Source organism: Nocardia ignorata NBRC 108230, assembly GCF_001612905.1.
Lineage (GTDB): Bacteria > Actinomycetota > Actinomycetes > Mycobacteriales > Mycobacteriaceae > Nocardia > Nocardia ignorata.
The window spans coordinates 49,291-75,675 of record NZ_BDBI01000005.1 but is presented as its reverse complement, the minus strand read 5'-3'; the positions used below and the strand labels follow the sequence as shown (position 1 = coordinate 75,675).

The 26,385-nt window shown below is 66.5% G+C and carries 19 protein-coding genes and 1 tRNA gene; 10 read left to right on the top strand and 10 right to left on the bottom strand.

Going from position 1 to position 26,385, the window contains the following annotated elements:
• Positions 1-12: 12 nt before the first annotated feature.
• The 7 genes from NI2_RS04065 to NI2_RS04035 form a co-directional block, all read right to left on the bottom strand.
• On the bottom strand, positions 13-684 hold the full coding sequence (locus tag NI2_RS04065; RefSeq protein ID WP_067486142.1) for a DUF8185 domain-containing protein: 672 nt from the start codon (positions 682-684) through the stop codon (positions 13-15).
• Positions 685-688: 4 nt separating this feature from the next.
• Positions 689-1,114: a thioesterase family protein gene (locus NI2_RS04060; RefSeq protein WP_067486948.1), complete on the bottom strand. Its 426-nt coding sequence runs from the start codon at positions 1,112-1,114 to the stop codon at positions 689-691.
• A gap of 41 nt (positions 1,115-1,155) precedes the next feature.
• Positions 1,156-6,042: an NAD-glutamate dehydrogenase gene (locus tag NI2_RS04055; protein WP_067486140.1), complete on the bottom strand. Its 4,887-nt coding sequence runs from the start codon at positions 6,040-6,042 to the stop codon at positions 1,156-1,158.
• Between the two features lie 198 nt (positions 6,043-6,240).
• Positions 6,241-7,917, bottom strand: a complete 1,677-nt coding sequence (gene ettA / locus NI2_RS04050; protein WP_067486138.1) for an energy-dependent translational throttle protein EttA — start codon at positions 7,915-7,917, stop codon at positions 6,241-6,243.
• A 70-nt stretch (positions 7,918-7,987) separates the two neighbouring features.
• Positions 7,988-8,557, bottom strand: a complete 570-nt coding sequence (locus tag NI2_RS32735; RefSeq protein WP_084475887.1) for a single-stranded DNA-binding protein — start codon at positions 8,555-8,557, stop codon at positions 7,988-7,990.
• 128 nt (positions 8,558-8,685) lie between these two features.
• Positions 8,686-9,588: a serine/threonine dehydratase gene (locus tag NI2_RS04040; protein WP_255283999.1), complete on the bottom strand. Its 903-nt coding sequence runs from the start codon at positions 9,586-9,588 to the stop codon at positions 8,686-8,688.
• A 68-nt stretch (positions 9,589-9,656) separates the two neighbouring features.
• Positions 9,657-11,738 carry a bifunctional copper resistance protein CopD/cytochrome c oxidase assembly protein gene (locus NI2_RS04035; RefSeq protein WP_067486136.1) on the bottom strand — a complete coding sequence of 694 codons (2,082 nt, stop codon included), beginning with the start codon at positions 11,736-11,738 and terminating at the stop codon, positions 9,657-9,659.
• 134 nt (positions 11,739-11,872) lie between these two features.
• Between NI2_RS04035 and NI2_RS04030 the strand changes: the two genes are divergently transcribed.
• From NI2_RS04030 to NI2_RS03990, 10 genes are all read left to right on the top strand, one after another.
• Positions 11,873-11,946: transfer RNA gene (locus tag NI2_RS04030), tRNA-Arg, on the top strand.
• 188 nt (positions 11,947-12,134) lie between these two features.
• Positions 12,135-12,338 carry an ArsR/SmtB family transcription factor gene (locus tag NI2_RS04025; protein ID WP_174552183.1) on the top strand — a complete coding sequence of 68 codons (204 nt, stop codon included), beginning with the start codon at positions 12,135-12,137 and terminating at the stop codon, positions 12,336-12,338.
• Complete coding sequence (locus NI2_RS34705) at positions 12,335-12,586, top strand: SRPBCC family protein (RefSeq protein WP_208115348.1); 252 nt, start codon at positions 12,335-12,337, stop codon at positions 12,584-12,586. Before NI2_RS04025 ends, NI2_RS34705 begins: the two co-directional genes overlap by 4 nt.
• Positions 12,583-12,813: an SRPBCC domain-containing protein gene (locus tag NI2_RS34700; protein ID WP_371851934.1), complete on the top strand. Its 231-nt coding sequence runs from the start codon at positions 12,583-12,585 to the stop codon at positions 12,811-12,813. The genes NI2_RS34705 and NI2_RS34700 overlap by 4 nt, the downstream gene beginning before the upstream one ends.
• 324 nt (positions 12,814-13,137) lie before the next feature.
• Positions 13,138-13,758 carry a hypothetical protein gene (locus tag NI2_RS04015; protein ID WP_067486134.1) on the top strand — a complete coding sequence of 207 codons (621 nt, stop codon included), beginning with the start codon at positions 13,138-13,140 and terminating at the stop codon, positions 13,756-13,758.
• Complete coding sequence (locus tag NI2_RS04010) at positions 13,758-15,623, top strand: SPFH domain-containing protein (RefSeq protein WP_084475882.1); 1,866 nt, start codon at positions 13,758-13,760, stop codon at positions 15,621-15,623. Before NI2_RS04015 ends, NI2_RS04010 begins: the two co-directional genes overlap by 1 nt.
• Complete coding sequence (locus NI2_RS04005; protein ID WP_243749886.1) at positions 15,620-20,632, top strand: DNA repair ATPase; 5,013 nt, start codon at positions 15,620-15,622, stop codon at positions 20,630-20,632. The genes NI2_RS04010 and NI2_RS04005 overlap by 4 nt, the downstream gene beginning before the upstream one ends.
• A 295-nt stretch (positions 20,633-20,927) precedes the next feature.
• Positions 20,928-22,235 (top strand): Na+/H+ antiporter NhaA, encoded by a 1,308-nt coding sequence (gene nhaA / locus NI2_RS04000; protein WP_067486132.1) that lies wholly within the window; start codon positions 20,928-20,930, stop codon positions 22,233-22,235.
• A 46-nt stretch (positions 22,236-22,281) separates the two neighbouring features.
• Positions 22,282-22,815 (top strand): TerD family protein, encoded by a 534-nt coding sequence (locus NI2_RS03995; protein ID WP_067486130.1) that lies wholly within the window; start codon positions 22,282-22,284, stop codon positions 22,813-22,815.
• Positions 22,815-24,077 carry a glycosyltransferase family 87 protein gene (locus tag NI2_RS03990; RefSeq protein ID WP_084475880.1) on the top strand — a complete coding sequence of 421 codons (1,263 nt, stop codon included), beginning with the start codon at positions 22,815-22,817 and terminating at the stop codon, positions 24,075-24,077. The genes NI2_RS03995 and NI2_RS03990 overlap by 1 nt, the downstream gene beginning before the upstream one ends.
• Before the next feature lie 299 nt (positions 24,078-24,376).
• On the opposite strand, the gene NI2_RS33515 is transcribed toward NI2_RS03990, so the two are convergent.
• The 3 genes from NI2_RS33515 to NI2_RS32730 all read right to left on the bottom strand — a co-directional run bounded on the left by NI2_RS33515 (position 24,377) and on the right by NI2_RS32730 (position 26,384).
• Positions 24,377-24,724, bottom strand: coding sequence for a hypothetical protein (locus NI2_RS33515; RefSeq protein WP_133734011.1), 348 nt, complete (start codon positions 24,722-24,724; stop codon positions 24,377-24,379).
• A gap of 77 nt (positions 24,725-24,801) precedes the next feature.
• On the bottom strand, positions 24,802-26,076 hold the full coding sequence (locus tag NI2_RS03985) for a WXG100-like domain-containing protein (RefSeq protein WP_133734010.1): 1,275 nt from the start codon (positions 26,074-26,076) through the stop codon (positions 24,802-24,804).
• Entirely contained in the window at positions 26,073-26,384 is a 312-nt protein-coding gene (locus NI2_RS32730) for a WXG100 family type VII secretion target (protein ID WP_084475878.1), read from the bottom strand. The genes NI2_RS03985 and NI2_RS32730 overlap by 4 nt, the downstream gene beginning before the upstream one ends.
• Between the last annotated feature and the right edge of the window lies 1 nt (position 26,385).

Below are 26,385 nucleotides of genomic sequence, written 5' to 3'. Positions count from 1 at the left end.
CCTGCCGTGAGTTCAACTGGGCGACAGCGGGATTCCACCACCCAATCGGCGGGCAACGGAACCGTAGCGGGCGTCGAGGCGTAGCCAGGTGCGGGTGGTGCGGACGCGAACCAGTTCGGTCGGCTGGATGCGCCGGGATTCGGCCTTCTCCCCCGCGTGCGGGATGAAGTCCATGGCGGTGAGGGCAAAGACGACGCGCATCGGGACCTCGACCGCGAGATCACCCGCGCCGGTCACCGTGAGCACCGACTGGTCGAGCAGGGACGCAGGCGGCCCGTGGGCGCCACCGTGCTCACGCGCCAGATCCGCTCCGCGCTCGGCCAATTCGACGAGCGCGCGGGCAGGCACATCGTCGATGTGGGCGAAGCCGTCGGTCGGCGGGAGCGCACCGCGCCAAGCCGAGTCCATCGAATAGCCGAGGTCGATCGGATGCCCGGTGCCGAGCCCGGCCAGCACCATGTCGGCGCCGACGGTGACATCGTCGACACCGAGTTCGGCCGTGATCGTGCGCACCGCCAGCGTCTCGAAACCCGTTGCCACCCAGGCGGAGACGAGACTCGAGCCGCGGCGGCGCAACCGCACCACCGCCGCCTGGTCCAAGCGCAATGCCCGCGACAGGAAGGTGGCCAGGTTCTCGCGTTCGGCCGGGTCGGGCGTATGCAGCACGCGCTGTTCGGAACTCACGAAATCAGGCCCGCCACAACGCCAGGTAGTCGCGTTCGGTGTCGGTGAGCCTGCGCAACCGCTGGGTGTCGATGTCGAACGCCGCGAGCTGGGTGGTCGCGGTGACCGCGGGCGGCGAATCCGGTGCGGCGCCACTGGCCCGCACCTCGTAGCCGACGGTGAAATCGACGGCGCGCAACTGCTTGATCCACATGGCGATGTCGAGCGGGGTGTCCTCGTGGCGCAGTTGTCCCCGGTACTTCACGTGCAGATCGACGAGCACACAACCCTGCCTGCCCATCGACGCGGTCGGTTTGTCGTCGTCGAACAGCCAGGGGATTCTGGCCTCCTCCAGCAACGTCACCATGCGGGCATGGTTGACGTGCTGGAACACGTCCATATCCGACCAGCGGATCTCGACCTTCGCGTGGAAACGCTGCGGCAGAACCAGCTGCGCTTCGGGCGCGGCGGTGCTGCCGTTCGGCGAACTCGTCACCGTGGTACCTCCGATTGGGCGCCCACCCCGCTCACCATGCTCCGCACCTGTCGCGCGGCGACCGACAGTGTGGCGAGGTCGTGGGTCCCGGACTCGAACAGTTCCGACAGGGCAGCGCGCGCACGACCCAGCCGGGACTGGTTCTTCGACTCCCAGTATGCAATTTTCTCGTCGGGCGTCTCCTCCGGGTCGCCCGCCGACAGCACATCGAGGGTCAGCGAGCGCAGCGAACCGTACATGTCGTCGCGCAGCGCAAGCCTGGCCAGTGCGTGCCAGCGGTCGCCGCGTTCGAGGTGGCTCACCGCCTCGAGCAGCCAATCGATCTTGAGGTGCTCGTTGAGCGCGTAGTACAGCGCACCCACTTCAGCGCCGTCGCGGTCGGTGATGTCGGCGATGTCGACCACATCGAGCAGCGGGAAGAGACCGAGCAGTCCGAATACTTCGGTGGCCAGTTCGGTCGGTGCGCCACGGGCGATGAGTTCGGCCGCGCCCTGGGTGAGCGAGGTGACGTGGTGACCGCGCAACCAGCCGGGCACCTGCGGCGCCAGCTCCTGCACCCGCCGGTGGTAGCGGTTGATCTCCGCGCCGACGGCGACGGGCTGCGGTCGGTTGCTCAGCAGCCAGCGCGAGGCCCGGTCCAGGGTGCGCTTGGATTCCAGTTCGAGCAGGTCGCAGACCGAGGCCGGGGCGTCGGCGCTGCGGATGCGCGACCACACATCGTGCAGCTGGAAGATCGCGGTGGCCGCGGCGAACGCGCGAACCGTGTCCGAGGTGGTCGCGCCGACCTCTTCGTTGAGCCGGTGGGCGTAGGTGATGCCGCCGTAGTCGACCACCTCGTTGACGAGCATCGTGGTGACGATCTCGCGGCGCAGCCGGTGCTTCTTGATCTCGGCACCGAACCGTTCGCGCAGTGGGGTGGGGAAATACAGCGGCAGCCTGCCCGCGAACGCGGCGCTGTCGGGCAGGTCCGTGTCGAGCAGGTCGGCCTTGAGACCGAGCTTCACGTGGGCGAGCAGGTTCGCCAGCTCCGGCGAGGTGAGACCGACGCCCTCCGCCTCCCGCTGCTGCAACTCGGTTTCCGACGGCAGCGCCTCGAGCTCACGATCCAGACCACGCCGCTGTTCGAGATCGGAGATCACCCGCGCGTGCACGCTGGCCATCTGCGGCGCGTCGGTGCGAGCGATACCGATCAGGAAGTTCTGATCCACGTTGTCCTGCAACACCATTCGCGCGACCTCGTCGGTCATCGAGGCGAGCAGCGGGTTGCGGTCCTGCGGTGCGAGCGCACCCGCGCTCACCACACCGTCGAGCAGCACCTTGATATTGACCTCGTGGTCGGAGCAGTCGACGCCCGCCGAGTTGTCCAGGGCATCGGTGTTCATCTTGCCGCCCGCGCGGCAGAACTCGATGCGCCCGAGCGCGGTGGCGCCGAGGTTACCGCCCTCGCCGATCACCTTGACGCGCAGCTGGTCTCCGTTCACCCGGACCGCGTCGTTGGACTTGTCGCCCACCTCGGCATTGGTCTCGGTGCTGGCCTTCACATACGTGCCGATACCGCCGTTCCACAGCAACTGCACGGGCGCGAGCAGGATGGCGCGCACCAGTTCCGGCGGCGACAGCGCCTGCACCGCGTCGGGCAGGCCGAGCGCCGCCCTGGCCTGCGGCGAGATCGGCACCGACTTCACGGTCCGTTCGAACACGCCGCCACCCGCGCTGATGAGGCTGCGGTCGTAGTCGGCCCACGACGAACGCGGCAGCGCGAACAGCCGCTCCCGCTCGGCGTAGGACGTGGCCGCGTCGGGGTTCGGGTCGAGGAAGATGTGGCGGTGGTCGAAGGCCGCGACCAGCCGGATGTGCCGCGAGAGCAGCATGCCGTTGCCGAACACGTCGCCGCTCATGTCACCGACGCCGACCACGGTGAAGTCCTGGCTCTGGGTGTCGATGCCCATCTCCCGGAAGTGGCGTTTCACCGACTCCCACGCGCCCTTGGCGGTGATGCCCATGGCCTTGTGGTCGTAGCCTGCCGACCCGCCGGAGGCGAAGGCGTCGCCGAGCCAGAAGCCGTAGCGCTCGGCGACATCGTTGGCGATGTCGGAGAAGCTCGCCGTGCCCTTGTCGGCTGCCACCACGAGGTAGGTGTCGTCGCCGTCGCGGCGGACCACCCGCTCGGGCGGCAGCACCGCACCCGTGGCCAGGTCGACATTGTCGGTGACGTCGAGCAGGCCGGAGATGAAGGTGCGGTAGCAGTCGATGCCCTCGGCGATACTCGCCTGACGGTCGGCGGCCGGGTCGCCGGTGGCGGCGGGCGGCCGCTTCACCACGAACCCGCCCTTGGCACCGACCGGGACGATCACCGCGTTCTTGACCGCCTGAGCCTTCACCAGGCCCAGGATCTCGGTGCGGAAGTCCTCGAGCCGGTCCGACCAGCGCAGACCGCCACGCGCCACCGAACCGAAGCGCAGGTGCACACCCTCGACCCGGGGCGAGTACACGAAGATCTCGAACTGCGGCCGCGGCTTGGGCAGTTCGGCGATTTCTCGCGGCTCCACCTTCAGCGACAGGTAGCCGCGCGGTGCGCCGTCGGCATCGACGACGTAGTTGTTGGTGCGCAAGGTCGCCTTGATGAGACCGAGAATGGCGCGCAGGATGCGGTCGGCATCCATACTGACCACCTCGTCGATGCCTGCGCGCACGCGCGTTTCCAGTTCGGCGGCGTGCTCGGCCGAGACGGTGTCGGGATCGAATCGCGCGGCGAACAGGGCGACGAAGTCGCGCGCCACCTCCGGATGCGCGAGCAGGACGCGGGCGATATTGACCTGGCTGTAGGGAAAACCGGCCTGCTGCAGGTACTTCGCGTAGGCGCGCAGGATGGCGACCGAGCGCCAGGGCAGGCCTGCCCGCAGCACGAGTTCGTTGAGACCATCGGCTTCGGCACGGTCGTACCAGACCGCCTCGAACGCCTCGGTGAAGCGGGCGCGCAGGCCGTCGGCCTGGCCGGGGTGTTCGAGCAGCTCCGCGTCGAGATCGCCGTCGAGGGCGTTGCGCAGCAGTTCGGGACGGGCCTGCAAGCCGAAATCGTAGATCCAGCGCTCGGTTCCGCCGTCGAGTTCGAGCTGGTAGGGCCGCTCGTCGACGACCTCCACGCCGAGACTCTGCAGCACCGGAAGCACCTGGCTCAACGACACACCACGCCCGGCGATGTAGAGACTGAACCGCCACGAACCGGGCGCGGCCTCGGGCCGGCGGTACAGGTGCTGGTCGATGCCACCTTCGGACAGCTGCTCGAGGCGCGCGATGTCGGCCAGGGCGCGGGCGGGTGCGAAGTCTTCCTTGTAGCTCTCCGGCAGCGCCTTCGAATAGCGCGAGACCACGGCGGGGTCGAGCACGGTCGACGACGCGACCTCGTCACCGATCCGGTCGTCCCAGGAGTGGCTTGCCGCGTTCAGCAGCGACTGGAGGCGGCGCCGGTTCTCCTCGGAGGTGTCGGGGCCGTCCTGACCGGCGGCCTCCGCCGGCAGCATCACGGTGAAATACACACTGGCGAGCTCGCTTTCGCTCACCCGGGCCGAGTAGTCGATGTCGACGCCGCCGAGTTCGCGCACCAGGATGGACTGCATTTCCAGCCGCACCGCGGTGGTGTAGCGGTCGCGCGGCAGGTACACCATGCAGGCCACGAACCGGCCGTAGGTGTCGCAGCGCAGGAACAGCCGCACCTGCCTGCGCAAACCGACGCCGAGGACCGCGACAGCGGTACGGCGCATGGTGGCGGTGTCGGCGGAGAACAGCTCGGTGCGCGGGAACGACTCGATCACCTCGAGCATCGCTTGCCCGGAGAACGAGTCCTTGTCGAAGCCCGCGGCCTCGATGGCCGTGCGCACGCGGCGATTGATGACGGGAATGTCGAGGACGTTCTCGTGCACGGCGCTCACGGTGAACACACCGATGAACAGATGCACACCGACCACCGCACCCGCGTCGTCGACATCGGCGACCCCGATGAAGTACGGGTACACCGAGCGGTGCACGGTCGCGCGGACCAAGCCCTGCGTGAGCATCAGCAGCGGGCGGTCACCACCATTGATCGGCACCTGGAAGTCGGTGCCGATATCGGGGCGGAGCACACCGAGGCTGGTGCCCGGAACCCGCGTGGAGACGGTGTGGCCGTTCTCGGTGGCGCGCTGGTAGCGCGTGTAGCCGAGCAGGGTGAAGTTGCCGGCCGCCAGCCAGCGCAGGAGCTGGGCGCAGTCGGCGAGATCGATCGACGGGAAGGGCGCGGTGCCCGCCGCGGCGGTCCGGTCGAGATGATCGGCGAGCGAACTCTGCGCCGCGACCATCGCCTCGGTGTCGTCGATCACCTGACGCACGTCGGCGAGCACCTCGGGCAGGGTGCGTTCGATCTCGTCGAGCTGGGCCTGCTCGGTCGACGGGTGCAACTGCAGATGCATCCACGACTCGGCCAGCCCCTCGGCGCCGTTGCCGTCCACCTCGTGCGGTGCCGCGCCGACGAGTGTGCCGTCGGCGTCGCGAGTGACCTCGAAGATCGGGTGGATCAGTTCGCTCACGCTCACCTGCATGCGGCCCAGCGCCGCCGTGATCGACTCGACCAGCAGCGGCATGTCGTCGGTCACCACCTGCACGGCGGCTCCCATGCCCGACCCGTCGTCGGGATGGTGCACCTCGACCAGGGCCTTCCCCGGTTGACGGCGGGCGGCGAGTTCCATGTGGTGGCGGAAGATCTGGGTGATCCCGGTGATCGGAAAATCCACGTCCCCCGCGTCGACGTGTCGGAAATACGCCTCCTCGAGTGTCGCGAGATCGTCGCGCAAACTCGGTGGCATTTCCGCCGCCCAGCCCGCACTCGACATTTCCGACGAGACCGTCATCTTTCGCCTGCTCCCATGTTTCGGTTGGCTTCGATTCCGTAAAGTCCGGTGACGCGATTCCGAGACTAACGCCGCCGCGCGAGCCGTGCCGTCGGAAATCCGGCTTCCCCGCCGGTAACTTGTGAAACGCCGACGGCCCGGCCGTTCGATCGACAAATCGATCGTCAGGCCGGGCCGTCGATGCGGTCCGCGCGGATATCAGTCGCGAGTGAGCTTACGGTGCGTAACCCGGTGCGGGCGAGCGGCTTCCGCCCCCATACGCTCCACCTTGTTCGCCTCGTAGGCCTCGAAGTTGCCCTCGAACCAGAACCACTTGGCTTCGTTGTCGTTGTCGCCTTCCCACGCCAGGATGTGGGTGCAGGTGCGGTCGAGGAACCACCGGTCGTGGGAGATCACGACGGCGCAGCCCGGGAACTGCTCGAGCGCGTTCTCGAGCGAGCTCAGGGTCTCGACGTCGAGGTCGTTGGTCGGCTCGTCGAGCAGGATCAGGTTGCCACCCTGCTTGAGGGTGAGCGCCAGGTTCAGGCGGTTGCGCTCACCACCGGAGAGCACCCCGGCCGGCTTCTGCTGGTCCGGGCCCTTGAAACCGAACGCGCTGACGTAGGCACGCGAGGGCATCTCCTGGTTACCGACCTCGATGAAGTCGAGCCCGTCGGAGACGACCTGCCAGACGTTCTTGTTGGGGTCGATGCCCGCACGGTTCTGGTCGACGTAGCTGAGCTTGACCGTCTCGCCGACCTTCACCTCGCCGCTGTCGGGCTCCTCGAGGCCGACGATGGTCTTGAACAGCGTGGTCTTACCGACACCGTTGGGGCCGATCACACCGACGATGCCGTTGCGCGGCAACGTGAACGACAGATCCTTGATCAGCTGACGATCGCCGAAGCCCTTGTCCAGGTGCGACACGTTGACCACGATGTCGCCCAGGCGCGGACCCGCGGGGATCTGGATCTCCTCGAAGTCCAACTTGCGGTGCCGCTCGGCCTCGGCCGCCATCTCTTCGTAGCGACCGAGACGGGCCTTGTTCTTGGCCTGACGGGCCTTGGCGCCGGAACGAACCCAGGCCAGCTCCTCCTTGAGGCGCTTCTGCAGCTTCTGGTCCTTCTTGCCCTGCACCTCGAGACGCTGGGCCTTCTTCTCCAGGTAGGTGGAGTAGTTGCCCTCGTAGCCGATGGCCCGACCGCGGTCGAGTTCGAGGATCCACTGCGCGACGTTGTCGAGGAAGTACCGGTCGTGGGTGACGGCGAGCACGGCGCCCGGGTAGGAGGCGAGGTGCTGTTCGAGCCACAGCACGCTCTCGGCGTCCAGGTGGTTGGTCGGTTCGTCGAGCAGCAGCAGATCGGGCTTGCTCAGCAGCAGCTTGCACAGCGCGACGCGGCGACGCTCACCACCGGAGAGGTTGGTGACCGGCTCGTCCGGCGGCGGGCAGCGCAGCGCGTCCATGGCCTGCTCGAGCTGGGAGTCGACATCCCACGCGTCGGCGTGGTCGAGGAACTCCTGCAGCTTGCCCATCTCGTCCATGAGCTCGTCGGAGTACTCGGTGGCCATCAGCTCGGCGATCTCGTTGAAGCGATCCAGCTTCACCTTGACCTCGCCGAGGCCCTCCTCCACGTTGCCGCGGACCGTCTTCTCCTCGTTGAGGTCGGGTTCCTGCATGAGGATGCCGACCGAAGCGCCGGGCGCGAGGAACGCTTCACCGTTGTTCGGCCGGTCCACCCCCGCCATGATCTTCAGCACGCTGGACTTACCCGCGCCGTTCGGGCCGACCACGCCGATCTTGGCGCCGGGCAGGAAGTTCAACGAAACGTCGTCGAGAATGACCTTGTCGCCGTGCGCCTTGCGAACTTTGATCATCGAATAAATGAACTCAGCCATATATGGAAGCCTATCGGTGCGGGTAACGGGGGTGCGATGCGGAGCGGGGGCCGGTGCCGCGGACCTGCCCTCAGGCGTCGACCTGCGCGGGAATGCCTTCGATCGGCATCTCGTCCGGCGATCGCGCCGGGAGGGAATCCGCCGCGGACGTAGAGGCTACGGCAGTACGGTCGTCGGGCGCATACTCACCCTCCGCCCCCGGCGGTGCGGCAGCCGACACTACAGCGCCCTGATCGCCCGGAATATTCCGTACCACGTGCGGGGTGAACCGCGCCGCCTCCGATCGTCGCTGGATCGTGGCGCTGCAACGGCCGAGGTCGGGTCCCACCGCGACGGCGCGCATCTCCAGATCACGACGTTCGCCGCCGTCCTTGCCCCGGTATTCGTGCGAGCGCAGCTGACCGTAGGCGATCACCGGGTCGCCCCGGCGCAGTGATCGATCGACTCCGGCCACCAATCGGCGCCAGCAGCTGACGGTGAGATAGAGCGTGCCCGCATCGACCCATTCACCCGCGCTCGGATCGAACCGGCGTGCCGTGCTCGCCATCCGGAACGACACCACCTGCTCCCCATTGGCCAGATCCCGCCGCACGGGATGGTTGACCACCGTGCCGATCACCGTCGCATTCGCCTCGTACATCGAAACCGCCCCCGCTCAGACCTTCGGTGTTGTTGCTCTGACCATCCAAGAATGGCGCAGGCGAGCACCGCCGATCCGGCACCGCCGACATCTGGGGACAACTTCTCGGGTTGTGGATATCCGCCGTGTCAGAGCACGGGAAGTTCGGTGTTCGCCCCGCACAGCACCACGATCGGCCGCACGCCCGGCTCCGGTTTGTAGGCCCCGCTCTGCACCGCAGCCAGCGCGGACGCGCCCTCGAGCTCGACGACCACCCGGAACTCGCGCCACAGGTATTCGCGCGCACGGGTCACCGCGTCGTCGGCCACGCCCAAGGCCCGCATCTGCTGTCTGCTGGCGATGTCGTAGGCGATATCGCCGACCCGGGTCGCGCACATCGGTTCGTCGCCCGGGGACGGCGCGGCGACGTCGACCGGCCTGCCCGCCGCGAGCGCGGCCGACAGCGCGGGCGTGTGCTCGGATTCCACCCCGACGATCTGACGTCGCCTGCCGAGCGCGGCCCCGAGCCCGGCGATCAGCCCGCCACATCCCACGGCCGCCAGCACCGGCGGCCGCCCACGCACCTGCTCCTCCAACTCCAGACCGATGATGCCCGCACCCGCCACCACCGCGGGGATGTCGTCGGCGCGCAGGTGTCCGGCGCCGCGTTCGGTCGCCAGGGTCACCGCGTGGCGCTCGGCCTCGGCGAAGGTCGCACCGTGCCAGAGCACCTCGGCACCGTGCGCCCACCTGGCCGCGACCTTCGTGTGCGGTGCGGATTCGGGCACGACGACCGTGCATTCCTTGCCGAGCTGCGCCGCTGCCAGCGCGAACGCGATCCCGGCGTTGCCACCCGAGGCGACGACAACATGCCCGGCCGACTCCTCGGCCAGCAGCGCGTTGAACGCGCCGCGCACCTTGAAGGTGCCGCCGTGCTGCAGGAACTCCATCTTCAACGACACCGGAACCGGTCCGTCGGGCCCGTCGACGCTGGTGTGGAACACCGGTGTCTTACGCACCCGCCCCGATAATCGGCGCCGAGCCGTCCGCACATCGGTCCGCAGCACACGCGGGGTCCCGACCGGTCGGCTCGTCTGGCTCGCCGGTATACCGCATTCGGTCACGGACGCACCTCGCGGTCGCGACGCGCGAGTTCGGCGTACATCGCGTTGTAGGCGTTGAGCTCGGCGTCGTTGTCGCGGTCGGCCGCGCGGTCGGTGCGCTTGGCGAGCCGCTGATCGCTGCGTGACCACTGGATCAGCAGCGCGAGCATCACCACGACCAGCGGCACCTCGCCGCTCGCCCAGGCGAAGCTGCCACCGTTGCGCTGATCGGCGAGCAGGTCGATATTCCAGCCCAGATCGAGGGTGCGGTAGAACCAGCCACCGAGGACGGTCGTCATGCTCATCAGAGCGATACCGAAGAAGGCGTGGAACGGCAGGGTGCCGAACACCATGGCCAGCTTGGTCAACGGCGCCACCTCACGCGGTTTGGGATCGATGCCGATCACCACCCAGTAGAACAGATAACCGCTGATGAGGAAGTGCGCGTTCATCATCAGATGCGCCGCGTGCGAATCGACGGTGGCGTCGAAGATCCCACCGAGGTAGAGCGCGTAGAACCCGGCCACGAAGATCACCGAGGCGACCACCGGCTGAGTGAGGAACCGCGAAACCGGGTTGTGCACGGCCGCGAGGATCCATTCGCGCGGACCGGGAATCCCGCCGCGACCGGCGGGTGTCAGCGCGCGCAGGGCGAGAGTCACCGCACCGCCGAGGGCGAGCAGGATCGGCGCGAGCATCGACAGCGCCATGTGCGCGCCCATGTGCACGCTGAACATGGCAGGCGCGTACCGGCCGACCCCCGAGGAGGTGGCGAGCAGCAGCACGAGGCAACCGCTGACCCAGGCGATGGTCCGGCCGAGCGGCCAGGCGTCGCCGCGGGCGCGCAGCCGGTGCACGCCGAGCAGGTACAGGGCGGCGAGCACGATGGCGAGGGTGCCGAAGATCAGGTCGAACCGCCAGTCGAACAGCAGCCTGCCGACGGTCGGCGGGCCGTCGACGGTGTAGCCCAGTTCCACTTCCGTCGGCGTGGGGATGGACGTCGGTGGCGGAGGTGGGGTGCGCCCGAGTCCGACGGCGAGGCCGATCGTGGCGGCGAAGATCAGCATCTCCACGCCGGCGAACCGGATCAGTGCCGCGCGGTCGCGCGCGTCCGCGGCCAGCGCGGGCAGTGCGGCCCGTCGCTGCAGGAAGCCGAGGCCCGCGAGCAGCACGAGTGCCGCCGTTTTGGCGAGCACGAGCCTGCCGTATGTGGTGGTGAACAGATCGACGGCAGGCACCCGAACCCAAGCGTTGATCACACCGCTGAGCGCGATGACGACGATCGCGACGGTCGCGGCCAGCGAGAAACGCCGGGCGGCGACATCGGTATCGGCACCGCCGCGCATCGCGTGGGCGAGCACCGCGACCAGCCCACCGACCCACACCGCGGCCGAGATCATGTGCAGGATGAGCGAGTTGGTGGCCACGTCGTGCGAACCGCCCGAGGACGAGTGCCCGGTCAAAGCCAACGGCATCATGGTGCCGATCGCGAGCGCGAGCAGGATCGGCGTCCAGCTCCAGCGCAAGGCCAGCCGGCACCCGATCGCGAGGACGAGGGCGAGCACGGTCGTCGTTCGCCACGCACCCGCCACCTCGACCTGGGCGATCACCGGCCACAGCACCTCGGGCCGCCAGATCGAACCCACCGGCTGGCCCGTCGTATCCGACACCGTCAGCGGCACGAGCAACGCCGCGCACACCGCCCAGACGATCGCCGCGTCCGAGGCCCGTCGCACCGCCCGGTACCCGCCCGCCTCGAGCAAACCGCTGTCTTTCGGCGGCAGCAGGAACGCCGCGAACAGCAGGGAGCCGACCGTCACGGCGGCGGACAGGTCGGCGAGGGCCCGCAACGCGGGCAACCCGTACGTGGTGAGCGCGCCGGGGTCGGGGATTCCCAGCAGACTCAGCGCCTGCGCCGCCGACAACGCGACGACGATCGCCGCGACCGCCGCGGCCATCGCCCCGGCGATCGCGCCGAGCGCGCCGAACGCCCGCCCACCCGCCGAGGAACTGCTGCCCGTCGCGGCCGCCCGATCCGTCTCCGCCGGTCCAGCGCCGTCGCCGACGGTTCCTGCGGAGCGGTCTTGCGATAACGACATGTCAACGAGGGTAGTTCGACCTGCTCCCCCACGTGCCCATGGGGCGTCGCTCCCGACCCCGCCCACCACCCGGTCGGTCGCTATACTTTTCGCGCTGGACACCGACGCCGACATCGACAAAGGTGAATGCGTCTGCCTCCGTAGCTCAGTTGGATAGAGCAAGGGCCTTCTAATCCCTAGGTCGCAGGTTCGATTCCTGCCGGGGGCGCATCATTGCGCAGTTCAGGGGCGTTTCTGGGGAGTATGTTCTCCAGAACGTTCCCGGAACCGCCTGCGATGACAGGCGCCGTGAGTTGCGCCACGAACACCGAACTCCCCGGTACCCGCAGCCCGGGTCGTGACGAACCGGCCTGCTCGAGACGCTCACCGCAGGCGACAGATGGCTCCCGTCAAGCGGTGTCGCAGCACCTGCGTGTCCTGAAAGAGGGCGGTCTGGTCGTGGCGACCCCCGACGGCACCAAACGCATATACCGCATCAATCCCGACGGCCTCGCCGCGATCCAGGCCTACTTCCAGAACATCTGGGACCAGGCTTTGACCGCTTTTCAGAAGGCCGCCGACGCGGCCGCCACCGATCTCGAACAAGAGAATCGACCATGACCACTGGACAACGGCGTGTCCTGGAAGGCAAAGCCACCGTCGCGATGAGCCCGGAGCGGGCGTTCGCGTTCTTCACCGAGTCATTCGGCAGCTGGTGGCCCGCGGCATACCACATCGGCAAAACCGCGATGGCCGATGCGATCCTGGAGCCCGGCGAGGGCGGACGCTGGTACGAACGCGGCGTCGAGGGCACCGAATGCGGCTGGGGCCAATACGGGTCTGGGAATCACCGCACCGGCTCGTGGTGACCTGGCAGATCAACGGCCACTGGGAATTCGACCCCGACCCGTCCCATGCCAGTGAGATCGAAGTCCGCTTCACCGCTGTAGGACCCGAGCAAACCGCTGTCACCCTCGAACACCGCCACCTCGACCGCCTCGTCGACGGCAAAGCTATCCAGGACACGACCGTCGAACGCGGCGGCGGATGGAGCACCCTGCTCGAACTGTTCGCCGAGACCGCGCAATCCTCCTGACACGCAACCCCTGACGTGACCACGGTCAACGCCTGCTCGAAGGCGTCGATGCCATGGCGGTGATCACGCGCGGGCCGAGCCGACGTTGCCTGAGCGATCTCGCGCCTCGGCCCACAGGCGAAACGTGCAATCAGGTTGCGCGCGTTGAGTTTTTACGGCATTCTGACAGGCAGGTGAGCCGGGAAGTCTGGTCGGCATTCCGAATTCGTGCGAATTCGGGATTCGTTCGACGTGGGGAGAATTCCGTGCACACCGTCTGGTCTGTTTTTCATCGATACGGCGACTCTCACGTGGCGGAAATGCCCATGACGACCTCGCCGCCGCGTGGGTGAGTTCTTCACCGCGATCCTGACCTTTCCGACTGCGCTGTTCACGTTCGCGCTGCTCGTCGTCATCGCCTTCTGGCTGCTCGTGCTCGTCGGCGGCACCGAGACCGAACTTCTCGACGGATCCGAGTCCTCTTTTGCGACAACGGGTTTTGATTCGCTCCGGTTGGGAGGGGTTCCGGTAACGGTCGCCGTGACAGGTCTGGTGACGCTGTCGTGGTTCACCAGCCTCGTCGCGATGGTCGGGGTCGGAGCGGTCGGCCTGTCCGGGACGGCCGCGGTGCTCGCCGGATTCCCGGTGCTGATCGTCGCGGTCGTCACCGCGATCGCGGGCACCCGGCTCGTGGTGATTCCGTTGCGGCGCTTCTTCCGCGACAGCGCGCAGCCGACCCGGCAGGACTTCATCGGCCGGGTCTGCGTGGTGCGCACCGGTCACGTCGATACCGGCTTCGGTCAGGCCGAACTCACATCCGCCGACGGTTCGTCGGCGATCATCCAGGTCCGCCAGAGCGCTGTGCATGCGCGGACCGCTCCCCTGTCCCAGGGGGATTCCGCTGTCGTCTTCGAATACGACCCGGCCACAGACACGTTCTGGGTGGCCGCACTGGAGGGGAACTGATGTCTACCATCGCTATCGGATTCGGCGTGCTGATCGCCGTCCTGCTGCTCGTCGCGCTCGCTGTGTTGTTCCTGGTGAGCCGGTTGTTCAAGAAGGTGAGTCAGGGTCGGGCGCTGATCATCTCGAAGATGCGCAAGGTCGATGTCACCTTCACGGGTGCGGTCGTCCTGCCGGTACTGCACAAGGCCGAGATCATGGATATCTCGGTGAAGACCATCGAAATCGCGCGGGTGGGCCGGGACGGGCTGATCTGCCGGGACAATATTCGCGCCGACATCCGCATCACATTCTTCGTGCGGGTCAACAAGACGGTCGAGGATGTCATCAAGGTCGCTCAGGCCATCGGCACGGCGCGGGCCAGCGACCAGGCGACGCTGCAGGAATTGTTCAGCGCCAAGTTCTCCGAGGCGCTCAAGACCGTCGGCAAACACCTGGACTTCACCGACCTCTACACCCAGCGCAACGAGTTCCGCGACCGGATCATGGCCGTGATCGGCACCGATCTCAACGGGTACAGCCTCGAGGACGCCGCGATCGACTACCTCGAGCAGACACCGCTGATCCAGCTCGACAGCCAGAACATCCTCGACGCTCAGGGCATCCGCAAGATCACCGAGCTCACCGCGATCGAGCATGTGCGCACCAACGAGTTCCGCAGGCACGAGGAGAAGGAGATCACCCGCCAGAACGTGGAAGCGCGGGAAGCCGTGCTCGAGCTGGAGCGGCAGCAGGCCGATGCCGAGAACAAGCAGCGGCGTGAGGTCGAAACGCTCAGGGCGCGTGAGGAAGCCGAGATTCTGCGGGTGCAGGCCGAGGAGCGGCTCAAGGCGCATGCCGCGGCGATGCGTACCGACGAGGCGCTCGGGATCCAGGCCCAGAACAAGGATCGTGAGATCGCGGTCGCGGAGAAGAACCGGGAACGGGTGATCGCGATCGAGTCCGAGCGCATCGAGAAGGACCGCCAGCTGGAGGTGGCCGACCGCGACCGGGCGGTCTCGCTGGCTCAGATCGCCAACGAGCGGGAGCTCGAGACCGAGCGGCGCACTGTCGCCGAGGTGGTGCGGGAGCGCGTCGCGGTCGACCGGACCGTCGCCGAGCAGGAAGAGAAGATCAAGGGGCTGCGTGCGGTGGAAGCCGCAGAACGGGAACGGCAGTCGATCATCATTCGCGCCGAGGCCGAGGCGCAGGAGCACCTGGTCAAGGACATCAAGGCCGCCGAAGCCGCCGAAGCCGCGGCGAAGTTCCGGGCCAAGGAGTCGATGACGCTGGCCGAAGCGGAGGTCGCGGCGGCGGAACTGCAGGCCAAGGCAAAAATCCGGCTCGCCGAAGCGACACAGGCCGAAACCGCGGCACCCGGCTTGGGCCAGGCACTCGTCCGGGAACGCGAAGCGGACGCCATCGAGAAGGTCGGCCGCGCCGAGGCCGCCGTGCTGCGGGAACGCAACACCGTGGAAGCCGAGGGCCTGCGCGACAAGCTCAAGGGCGAAGCGGAGGGCCTGCACGAGAAGGCCGCCGCGATGGCGGTTCTCGACGACGCGACCCGCGAGCACGAAGAGTTCCGGTTGCGGCTCGAACTGCAGAAGGAAGTGGAGCTGGCGACCGTGCAGGCGCATCGGGACGTGGCACAGGCACAGGCCGATGTGCTGTCCACCGGTTTGCAGAACGCCAAGATCGATATCGTCGGCGGGGAGTCGATGTTCCTCGACCGCCTCGTCGGGTCGATCGGGCTCGGCAAGGGCATGGACCGGTTGCTGCACTCCGACACCGGTGCCGCGGCCTCGGCCGTAGTCGGGTCGCTGCTCGCGCGCAACGGTTCCGAACCGGACAAGGACGCCGCCGCTCTCGACCTCCTGCTGGACAAGTGAGCGCGCCGCAGACGCGGCACCGGGATACCACGGTCGGGACCGATATCACGGTCCCGGCCACGGGTGCCGCCCTCGACGGCGGCACCTACGAGGTGCTGCGTACCCGACTGCGCGAGCAGGCGGCCGAATTGGCCGCACGCTGTGAAGAACTCAACAACCGCAGGATCGAGAACTTCGGCGGCATCGAGCTGGCACTGATCGGTACCGAACACATCCGCACCGAACACAACTGCGTTCCCCGCGACATCGTCGCCGTGGGCGACGGCCGAATGCTGTTCGGCTACAACGTCTTCCTCGGGCTGAAGCCACAGACCGAAGTCGACGACGTCTTCGCCGCGCACCGCTTCCACCACGGCGGTACCGAATTCGCTTTCAGCACAGCCGAATCGACGGGCTTGCTCGACGACCCACGGTTTCGGCGCGACTTCGCCGAACTGTACCGGTACTACACCCAGACCCGGCTGCTGCAATTGCGCCGGATCGACGGGCGGATACTCGCGGTCTTCCAGACCGGGCAACGCACCGACGACATCAAGGTGCTGCGTTGGCGCGTCGCGGCTACCGGCGAAGTCGGCTATCTCGACAATCGCGGCGAGCGCGACCATGTGTTCCCGCCCCCGCACGAGTTCACCTGGGTCGAGACAACCCGCGACGATCAGGTGCCCGGTCGTCACCCGCACCTGTCCGTCCTCGGCAAGGTGTTCGTCGAGACGCTCGGCGGCACACTCACCGTCAAGGTGGAGAACAACACCGAGACCGGCACCGGGATCTACTCCGAGCCGGTCGACGAGCCCCTGCAGAGCCTCGCCGACGCTGACGTGCACTACGCCGAGGTCGGTGCGCTGATCCTGCTTCGCATCCGGCCCTACAACGAAACAGTGTGGCGTCACCTGGTTTTCAATACGCGCAACCGCACCGTAGTTCGCCTCGACGGCATCGGACTGTCGTGTCGCCTACTGCCCGAGGACCAGGGCATCGTCTTCCCCGGCGGCTATTACCTGGAAACCGGCGTCCACAAGGTCTTCGACACCGCCGTCACCGACCTCGAATACGAACGCACCGTCCGCGCCGTCAACGGTGAGGATGTGCTCTACGTCTTCCACGCACGCTCGGAGGGTCGCTCACTCCTGCTGCCCTACAACCTGATCCGCAAACAGGTCACCACACCGATCACCTGCCACGGATACTCTCTGTTCGACGACGGCACCATGGTGGTCTTCCGGGCGATCTCGGAAGAACCGACGCGCGTGCACACGATGCAGATCTGGCAGACACCGTTCGTCGCCGATACCCATGTCACCCAAGCACCGACCGGCGACACGGCCTTGGCCCGGATCGGGAACGCCGAACTGGTGCGCGGGATTTCGGACTGCCTGTCGGTGACCAGGATGGTCGCCGACATGGCGGCGACGACCGACGTGTTCGAGGCCGTCATCGCCGCCTGCGTCCGCACTGCGGACCACCACCATTGGCTCACCGATCCGGAGTTCGGCGGACTGGCCGAGTCGCTGTCCGCCGTCCGGGCCACCGCCGACCAGGTCGTCGAGGAATTCGCGAAGGTCGAAGCCAGGACCGCACAGGCCGCGGCGGCGGTGCACGAGGCGGGCGAACAGGTCGCCACCCTGGTCCGCACCGGCGGTGGGCACAGCACCGCGCGGGGCTGGGTCGAGGAGCTCACGGCCCTGCGTCGCGCGGCGGGACAGGTCGAGACATTGCGCGAGCTGCGCTATGTGGACCCCGACCGTGTAGACGCGCTGGCCGCGACGGTCGCGGCCGCGCTCGACGACGCCAGTCTTCGTTGTGTCGAATTCCTCAGCACCGCTGATGCTTTCGACGATTACACGACATCCATCGCGCAGGTCACCCAGCAGGCCGCCGAGATCGGCACCGTGGCCGAAGCCGCCCCGATCCAGGAGTGGCTGGCCGAGCAGACCGATGGTCTGCAGACCGTCATCGAGGTCGTCACCGGCCTGGAGATCGGTGACGCGACCCTGCGGACCGGGATTCTCGAGCGCGTCGCCACGACACTGGCCTCGGCCAACCGGGCCCGCGCCACCGTGACGGCGCGACGCTCGGAGCTGGCCGCGTCCGAGGGACGCGCCGAGTTCGCCGCCGAGTACGCGCTACTCGGACAGGCGGTCAGCGGCGCGCTCGCCGCGACCGACAGTCCGGAGGCCTGCGACCACCAGGTGTCGACGCTGCTGTCGCGGATCGAAGGACTGGAAACGCGCTTCGGAGCGATCGACGATTTCGCCGAACGGATCGCGAGCAGTCGTGACGACATCTACGAAGCCTTCGCCGCCCGCAAACAGCACCTTCTCGACGACCGAGCGCAGCGCGCCCGTCGACTCCTCGACTCCGCGCGGCGGATGCTGTCGACCATCGAACGACGCAGCCGGACTCTGTCCTCGACGGACGAGGTCAACGGCTATTTCGCCGCCGATCCGATGGTGCTGCGGCTGCGCACGGCGATCAGCGACTTGCGCACCGCCGGCGAGGTGGTCGCCGCGGAAGAGCTCGACGGCCGGATCAAGACGGCGCGGCAGGAAGCCGGTCGGGTGCTGCGCGACCGGCACGACCTCTACTCCGACGGCGGTCGGACGATCCGCCTCGGCAGGCATCGGTTCGCGGTCACCACCGCGGAACCCGAGCTCGCGCTGGTCCCGCACGGTGACTCGCTGGTCTTCGCTGTCAACGGCACCGACTACCGGGAGCCGCTGGCCGCGGGTGAATTCGGGGCGGACGCCGCGGGTCTGTGGTCGCAGCTGCTGATGTCGGAGAACACACAGATGTATCGGGGCGAGTTCCTCGCGACCTCGATCCTGGCCGACGTGGAGGGAGCGCCGGCCTGGCTCGAGCGGCTACACGACGCGGCGGCGGGGGGCACCCTCGACGCGCTCGTGCGTGCGGTGGCGCGGCAACGCTATGACGAGGGCTACCAGCTCGGTGTGCACGATCACGACGCCACACTGATCCTGGACGCGCTGCTGCGGATGCGTGCGGGCGCGGGTCTGTTGCATTACCGGCCGGTCGACCGGGCCGCGGCGCAGTTGTGGTGGCAGTTCGGCGGCCCCGACTGGCAACCACACGATCCGCAGGCGCACGCGGGCTGGACAACCCGCATCCGCTCGACTGCACGTGCCGCCGAGTACTTCGCGGACCCGCGCGCACGAGCCGACACGATCGAGGAATTGGCCTGTGCCGTCGGCGAATTCGTGGAGCGACTCGCACTGGTCGACGTCGACCCGTCGCTGGCGGCCGGCTACCTGTTCCAGGAAATCGCCCGGACCCCCGCCGGCATCGTCACCGCCGCTCCCGCGCGACATTTCTGTGCCCGATTCCGGAAGCATCTCGATGCCGCCCATCCCACTGCCTACGCGGACCTACGTCGCGATATCGCGTCCTTCGACGACGACCTGCCGCGCAGATACCACCTCGTCCGCACCTGGCTGCGGGCGTTCGCCGAAAGTCGCGGCGACACAGAGCTGTTCGAGTATCTGGACGAAGCTGTCGCGATCGAGCTCGGTGGCGACGACATGCACCGCTACGACCACGAAGCCGAACTGACCACCAGCGTCGACGGACTGCTGGGCGAACACCCCACCCTCACCGGAGGATCACTACCGGTGCGGCTCGCCGAACTGACCGCGCGGGCACACCGTTTCCGCACCGAGACGGTCCCCGCCTTCCGCGAGCACCTGCGACGACGCGACGCGCTGCTCGCCGCCCAGCGGCAGCGGTTGCGCCTCGACGACTACAAACCGGCCGTGCTGAGCGGGTTCGTGCGCAACCGTTTGCTCGACGAGGTCTATCTGCCGTTGATCGGCGACAACCTGGCCCGCCAGCTCGGCACCCCGGCCGAGGTGGGTGGCGCGGTCCAGTCCGGGCTGCTGCTGCTCATCTCGCCGCCCGGCTACGGCAAGACCACGCTCATGGAGTACGTCGCCGCACGACTCGGCCTGATCTTCGTCAAGGTCGACGGGCCGGCCCTGGGTCATGCGGTGCGATCGCTCGATCCTGCGGCCGCCCCGAACGCCACCGCCCGGCGTGAGGTCGAGAAGATCGACTTCGCCCTCGAACTCGGCAACAACGTGCTGCTCTACCTGGACGATATCCAGCACACCTCGCCCGAACTCCTGCAGAAGTTCATTTCCCTCTGCGATGCCCAACGGCGCATGGAAGGCGTGTGGAACGGGGAGGCACGCACCTACGATCTGCGCGGCAAACGGTTCGCGGTCTGCATGGCCGGTAACCCCTACACCGAACAGGGCAAACGCTTCCGCGTTCCGGACATGCTCGCCAACCGTGCCGATGTCTGGAACCTCGGCGAGGTGCTGTCGGGCCGCGACGACCTGTTCGCGCTCAGCTACGTCGAGAACGCGCTCACGACCAATCCCGTCCTGGCGCCGCTGGCCGCGCGCGAACGCACCGATCTCGAACTGCTCATGCGTCTGGCCTCCGGTGACGACACCGCGCGGACCGACCAGCTCACCCACCCATACTCGCCCGCCGAATTGGCCGACATCCATTCGGTGCTGCGCAAAGTGCTGCACGTGCGTGCGGTCGTCCTGGCCGTCAACCGGGCCTACATCGCCTCGGCCGCCACCACCGACACCGCCCGCACCGAGCCGCCGTTCCGACTGCAGGGCTCCTACCGCGATATGAACGGACTCACCAGCCGCATCGTCTCGGTGATGAACGACGAAGAACTCGAGACCCTGATCGACGACCACTACCGCGGCGAGGCCCAAACCCTCGCCGCGGGTGCGGAGGCCAATCTGCTCAAACTGGCCGAACTCCGCGGTCGCTTCACGCCCGAGCAAGCCGTTCGCTGGGAGCAGGTCAAGTCCGCCTACGTGCGCGAGCTGGCACTCGGTGGCAGCGACGACGACCCCCTCGTACGGGCTGTCGGTGGCCTCGGCCTGCTGGCCGACCGCCTCGGCGCCGTGGAAACCGCCATCCGGGGAATCGCGGACAGCCAGCCGACGGGCAACCACGCAGCCCCCTGATCCTGGCACCGATCGTGATCGCCTTCGCTCGATCCGGATCGCTCGATGATGGCGGACATTCGCGACCCCTGCCGGGGTGGCTGTCGTGCGTCTCGCCGGTATGCCCCGGTTTGCGGTGGCAGCGGCTCTTGCGGCATCTTTACGGGTAGGTGCGCCGGGAAGTCTGGTCGGCAACCCGGTTCGAGCTCCGTCGAGTCGGGTTCGATCGGCGACGGGTAATGGTCTTGCTACGACTGCGCACCACGCACGACACCTCCGCACAGGTCATCGGCCACGGGTTTCCGGTAGGCGACCGATGAGTCCGTCGACACGACGTACCGTCCTGTCTCGCGGCAGCTGGCCGGAGTCACGCCGGATCGCCTCGGTACTGCGCAGCGAGACGGTCGGCGGCGTGTTGTTGATGGTTGCCGCCGTCATCGCGATCATCTGGGCCAACACGCCCTGGGCCGACGCCTACACTGCGTTGCGCGACTTCCACTTCGGTCCTTCGGCGCTGCATCTGAACCTGTCGGTGAGCGAATGGGCCGCCGATGGACTGCTGGCGATCTTCTTCTTCGTCGTCGGCCTCGAACTCAAACGCGAGTTCGTCGCGGGCGACCTACGTGACCCGCGCCGGGCGGCGCTCCCAGTAGTTGCCGCAGTCGGTGGCATGGCCGTCCCCGCGATCATCTACGTCATGATCAACCGGGGCGGCGCGCAAGGCGCACTCGACGGTTGGGCCATCCCCACCGCGACCGACATCGCCTTCGCCCTCGCCGTACTCGCGGTGATCACCACCCACCTGCCTACCGCGCTACGCACCTTCTTACTCACGCTCGCCGTGGTCGACGACCTGCTCGCCGTCACCGTGATCGCCGTCTTCTACACCAGTGAACTCGACCTGCCGTTCCTGCTGCTCGCGCTCGTACCGATCGCCCTGTTCGCACTGGCCGTGCAACGGCGCATCAGCTCACCGCTCCTGCTGATTCCACTCGCGCTGCTCGCATGGTGGCTGGTGCACCTGTCCGGTGTGCACGCCACGGTCGCCGGTGTGCTGCTCGGCTTCACCGTGCCGGTGCTGGCCCGATCCGGCACACCCGACGAACACGGACCGGCCGAACGATTCGAACACCGCATCCGGCCGCTGTCCGCCGGATTCGCCGTTCCCGTATTCGCGTTCTTCGCCGCCGGAGTCACCATCGGCGGACTGAATGGTCTCACCGACTCCCTGGGCGATCGGGTGACTATCGGCATCGTCGTCGGCTTGGTCGCGGGCAAGCTCATCGGAATCACGGGCACGACGTACCTCACCGCGAAATTCACCCGGGCCGAACTCGATTCCGAACTGTCCTGGATCGACGTCGCAGGCGTCGCGTTGCTGGGCGGAATCGGGTTCACGGTCTCGCTGCTCGTCGGCGAACTCGCGTTCGCGGGTGATCATCTGCGTGGTGATCATGTCCGCATCGGCGTGCTGTTCGGCACGGTCATCGCCGCCATACTCGCCACCATCGTATTGCGCGCGCGAAACCGGGTGTACCGCACGCTCGCCGAAGCGGAGGCACGAGACGAAGACGGCGACGGGATCCCCGACGTCTACCAACGGCCCCCGACCACCGACGCATAGTCCGGCCCGCCCGTCCGCCCGTCGACCGCTCACCGAGGAGCATCGTATGACCGGAGCACTCACCCTTGCCCTGCGAGAGCCGTTGCGCCACATCACCATCGGATTGGGCTGGGACACCGCCGCCGTGTCCGACCTACCTGGCTCCTCCGGCCAGGACATCAATGCCGCAGCGCTGTCCTATGTCGGGCACCGTTTCGTCGACGTCGCCTTCCGCGAACAACCGACATCACGTGACGGAGCGATCCGGCACCTCGACAACGACGTGACGGGCGACAAAGAGGCCATCGTTGTCGACCTGACCCGGCTGAAACCGATGGTCACCACAGTCATGTTCATCGTCACCTGTTACTCCGGTCAGGGATTCCATCGAATCGACAACGGCTTCTGTCGGGTCGTCGACACCCTCGCCGACCACGAACTGGCCCGCATCGAGTTGGCCAGCGCCCGCTCGCATACAGGTCTGATTCTCGGAAAGCTGTGCCGAGAGAACGAACAATGGGCGTTCCGCTGGATCGACGAACCGATCTGGGCCCAGCACGTTGTCACCGCTATCCCACAGCTCACCGGACATCTCGGCTGATGCGCCGCAACCTCTTCGACACCGCAGAGCGCACACCTGGTCAGGTCGTGAAGCTGGTGATGTGGCCGTTGGCCTTCATCACGGCGGCGGACATGGTCTTCACCAAGGCGCTACCGGGCCACCACACCAACGACTTCAAGCCGGTCTACGCCGCTATCGCCGCGTTCCTGCGCGGCGAACCCGTCTACACAGCGAACCTGTCTTCGGTGGATCCGCACTACCTGTATCCGCCCGGAGGCACCCTGCTCTTGACGCCGATCGGGCTGCTCGACGAGCCGACCGGCCGCACCATGTTCATATTCCTCAACCTGCTCGCGGCGATCGCGGCAGTCCATCTGCTGCTGCGAATGTTCGGCTACAGCTGGCACTCACCGCTGACACCGGTCGCGTACTTCGCCCTGTTCCTGTCGGAAGCGCTCGTCAATACCCTCACATTCGGCAACGTCAACGGTCTGTTCTTCTTCGCCGAAGTCGTCTTTCTGTTTCTGCTACTACGGCGTCGTGACATCCCAGCGGGGGTGGTTCTCGGCTTGACGATCGCGATCAAACCGATCCTCGTGCCGCTGCTGCTTCTGCCCGCTGTTCGCCGACAGTGGTCGACCGTCGCGATCGCGCTGGTGATGCCGGTGCTCACCACCGCGATCGCATGGCCGCTCGCCGCCGACCCCGGCCGCTACTTCGTGCACAACCTCCCCTACAGCCTGCAGGTTCGCGACTACTACAACTCCTCGATCTCCGGCTTCGGCGCCTACTACGGGCTGCCACCGACCGCGGTCCTGCTGACACGTGGGCTGCTCGCGGCCCTGGTCGCGATCAGTCTGTGGCTGTTGTGGCGCTACTACAGAAACCAGGAACTGCTCTTCGTCACCACCGCTTCCGGGGTCTTGCTCACCGCCGAGTACTCGCTCAGTTCGCTGGGCCAGCAGTACTATTCGATGTTCCTGTTTCCGTTCCTGTTCACCGTCGTCCTCGCCGGCTCCGTGCTTCGGAACTGGGTCGCCTGGCTCGCCATCTTCGGATTCACCAGCTACGAAACCTGGTTGCTGTTCCGATTGCCCGCCTTCGGGCGCAACCTCGAATACTCGCGGGCCACCTTCAGCTGGGCGCTGCTACTGATCGTCGTGTTCTGCGTTCTCGGTGACCGCTACCTGGCCGCACGACGCGAGAACCGGCTCGCTCACGGGATCGACCCGATCCGGTCGGCCCCGGACTTTCCGGTACCGGACATCGAACGGGCGGGCGCACCGGACGTCCACCGATAGGCGCGTCCGGTACTCGGCGATGCCAGAGCCGGTGGTGACGAACAACCGGCCAATCAATATCGGTGTCGACGGCCTTATTCGGGTAGTTGGTGAAGACATTCAGGGCGACACCGGCGATGACTTCGGCGATCTCACCGTCGGTCAGGCCCGCGGCCCTGGCAACTTTCACATCGGCCTCGTGGACGCCTCAACACTGCGTTGTGCGGGTCCGAGCCGTTCACCGACACGGAGAATGAGTAGCCCGGTCAGGCTCCCCCGCCCCTCCCGTTAACTCAGCCGTGAAGCAACATATCCGGGCTCTACCGCCCTTCTATCAGCTTGAAACCAAGTTGCGCTATCGCATTAAGGATAATTATATAGATAGCCATCGCGACCAGAACCGGCAGGGCAACATCATCGTTCTCGCGCGTTACGTAAGCCAAGTACGCTACCCACGGAAGATTCAGCGAGCAAACCGCAATAGACCACATAGCGGAAGATCGGTGAGCAGCTTTCACCCGACCAAGGTCGGAATCCGCCTCCCCCATCGCGGGCGCGTTGCCAGGCTGGTCGCCGGTTCTCGCAGCCCACAAATGTTGAACCGATTTGAATGCATAGGCAGCTGCTATCGAAGAAAAAACGATAAGGAGAATCATTTCTCTACTCACCGACGTTTCCCTCCTTCAACGAGTGACAGCGCAGTACTACCGCCGACCACGTAACACGGCGTCAAGAGTACGCGCATCTACTCTCCATCCTCGCTTTGATTTGCGCCCGCTATAGAGGCGCCAACGATCGAAGCAATAGCCGTATTTCGCGCATTTTTCGACAGAGCAGTCCACGCGGACCCGACACCCGCCCCGGACACGCATCCGAAAACGGCATCCTCCAGATAAGCCGGCGGCTCACCACCGTTGCGGAGTTGTTTATACAGGTCTACCGACAGGCCGGCCGTAGCGCCCTGAACACAGAGCACGATGCCATCGTTTACAAATTTTTTGATAGCGTCGGAACTTTCTTTCAGCTTCTGCGCCAGCTTCACTGTCAGATCCTTGATGCGGCTGATGGTTTGTTTTGTCTTCGCAGTGGCACGCGTGACGGTAACTGCGGTCTTCAGCTTCGCCGCTTTGATCGCGACCTTCATCAGGTCGACGAACTTGTCGATTATCTTGGCGACGGCAACTGCAGTTCTCGCAGCGACTGCGGCACCACCGACACCGAAGCTGACCGCAGAAGCAACCACAGTCAGGGTGAGGCTGACCGCAACCTCGATCGCGATCTCTTTGGCGAGCTCGTCACATAGCTGCCGCAGGTTTTCCCTCAGGTCTTCAATAGCTTTTTTCTGATCGCGGCAGGCTTGAGCGAGTTCCCCATAGGCGCCCGCGAGATCGCTCGCGGCGGCCTTGAGTTCACGGAGGTCTTCATCGATGTGGTTCGCATCAGGAGAGGTCACTTGCGTAAACAGAGCAGCCGCACGTTCAAGCTCACTCGGGGCGGCAATCACCGAAGCATTTTTGGACATGTTGTCCCACACATCGGCGGAACGTTGGAGCTTTTCTGTGTCGCCGTCGGGAATCGGTAGTCCGATTTTTGCGGCAAGCTCGAGCCCGTCGTCAGTGAGTCCGCGATTTTCCCCGCCGGCCGACGGTGGCACCAGGAGGGAGACCAGTTCTTGCGGCGACAGACTGAACGACGGGTTCATGTTGGGAACATCGGGCTCTGGCGTGCCACTGCCCGGGTCGTGATCGGCGAGCGCATGGTTATACCCGGCTTGTTTGAGCACCTGGGCGTAGCTGTCAAGAGCCAGCACCATGTCGATCGACATGTTGTAGACGTCAGTGCACTGCTGGTCATACGACTCAGCCCATTGTTTACCCTCGCCGACGCTACCGGCCATGTTGGTGGTGTCGCCGAATGACTGCATTCCGGTTTTAAACGCTTCGAAATACGCAGACGATGCTGCCCCGCATATCTCGGCCGCGTCATAGTAGGTCTGTGTGGATACATCGAGCACGGTCACGAGGGGTTCCCCGTCGTACGGCCGAGCATCTGCAGGTTCGTGGCGACAGCGGCGTTGTAGCGGTCCTTCGCGGACAACGCTGCGGTGCGCATCGTTTCGATTCCGTCGGCCACATCCTGGGCGCCAGCCAACCATTTGGTAAAGGCATCGTTCGCAGCGCTTGCCGACTCACCTGACCACTGGGATTGCAGTGCGCTCGTGCGTTGCTGTATGTTTGCGATGCTCTCGGTCAGAAATTGAACGAAGCCCTTGAGTTGAGCCGAAACGTCGTCCAGTTCGTCGAGATCTACTCGATATGAGTCAGTCACT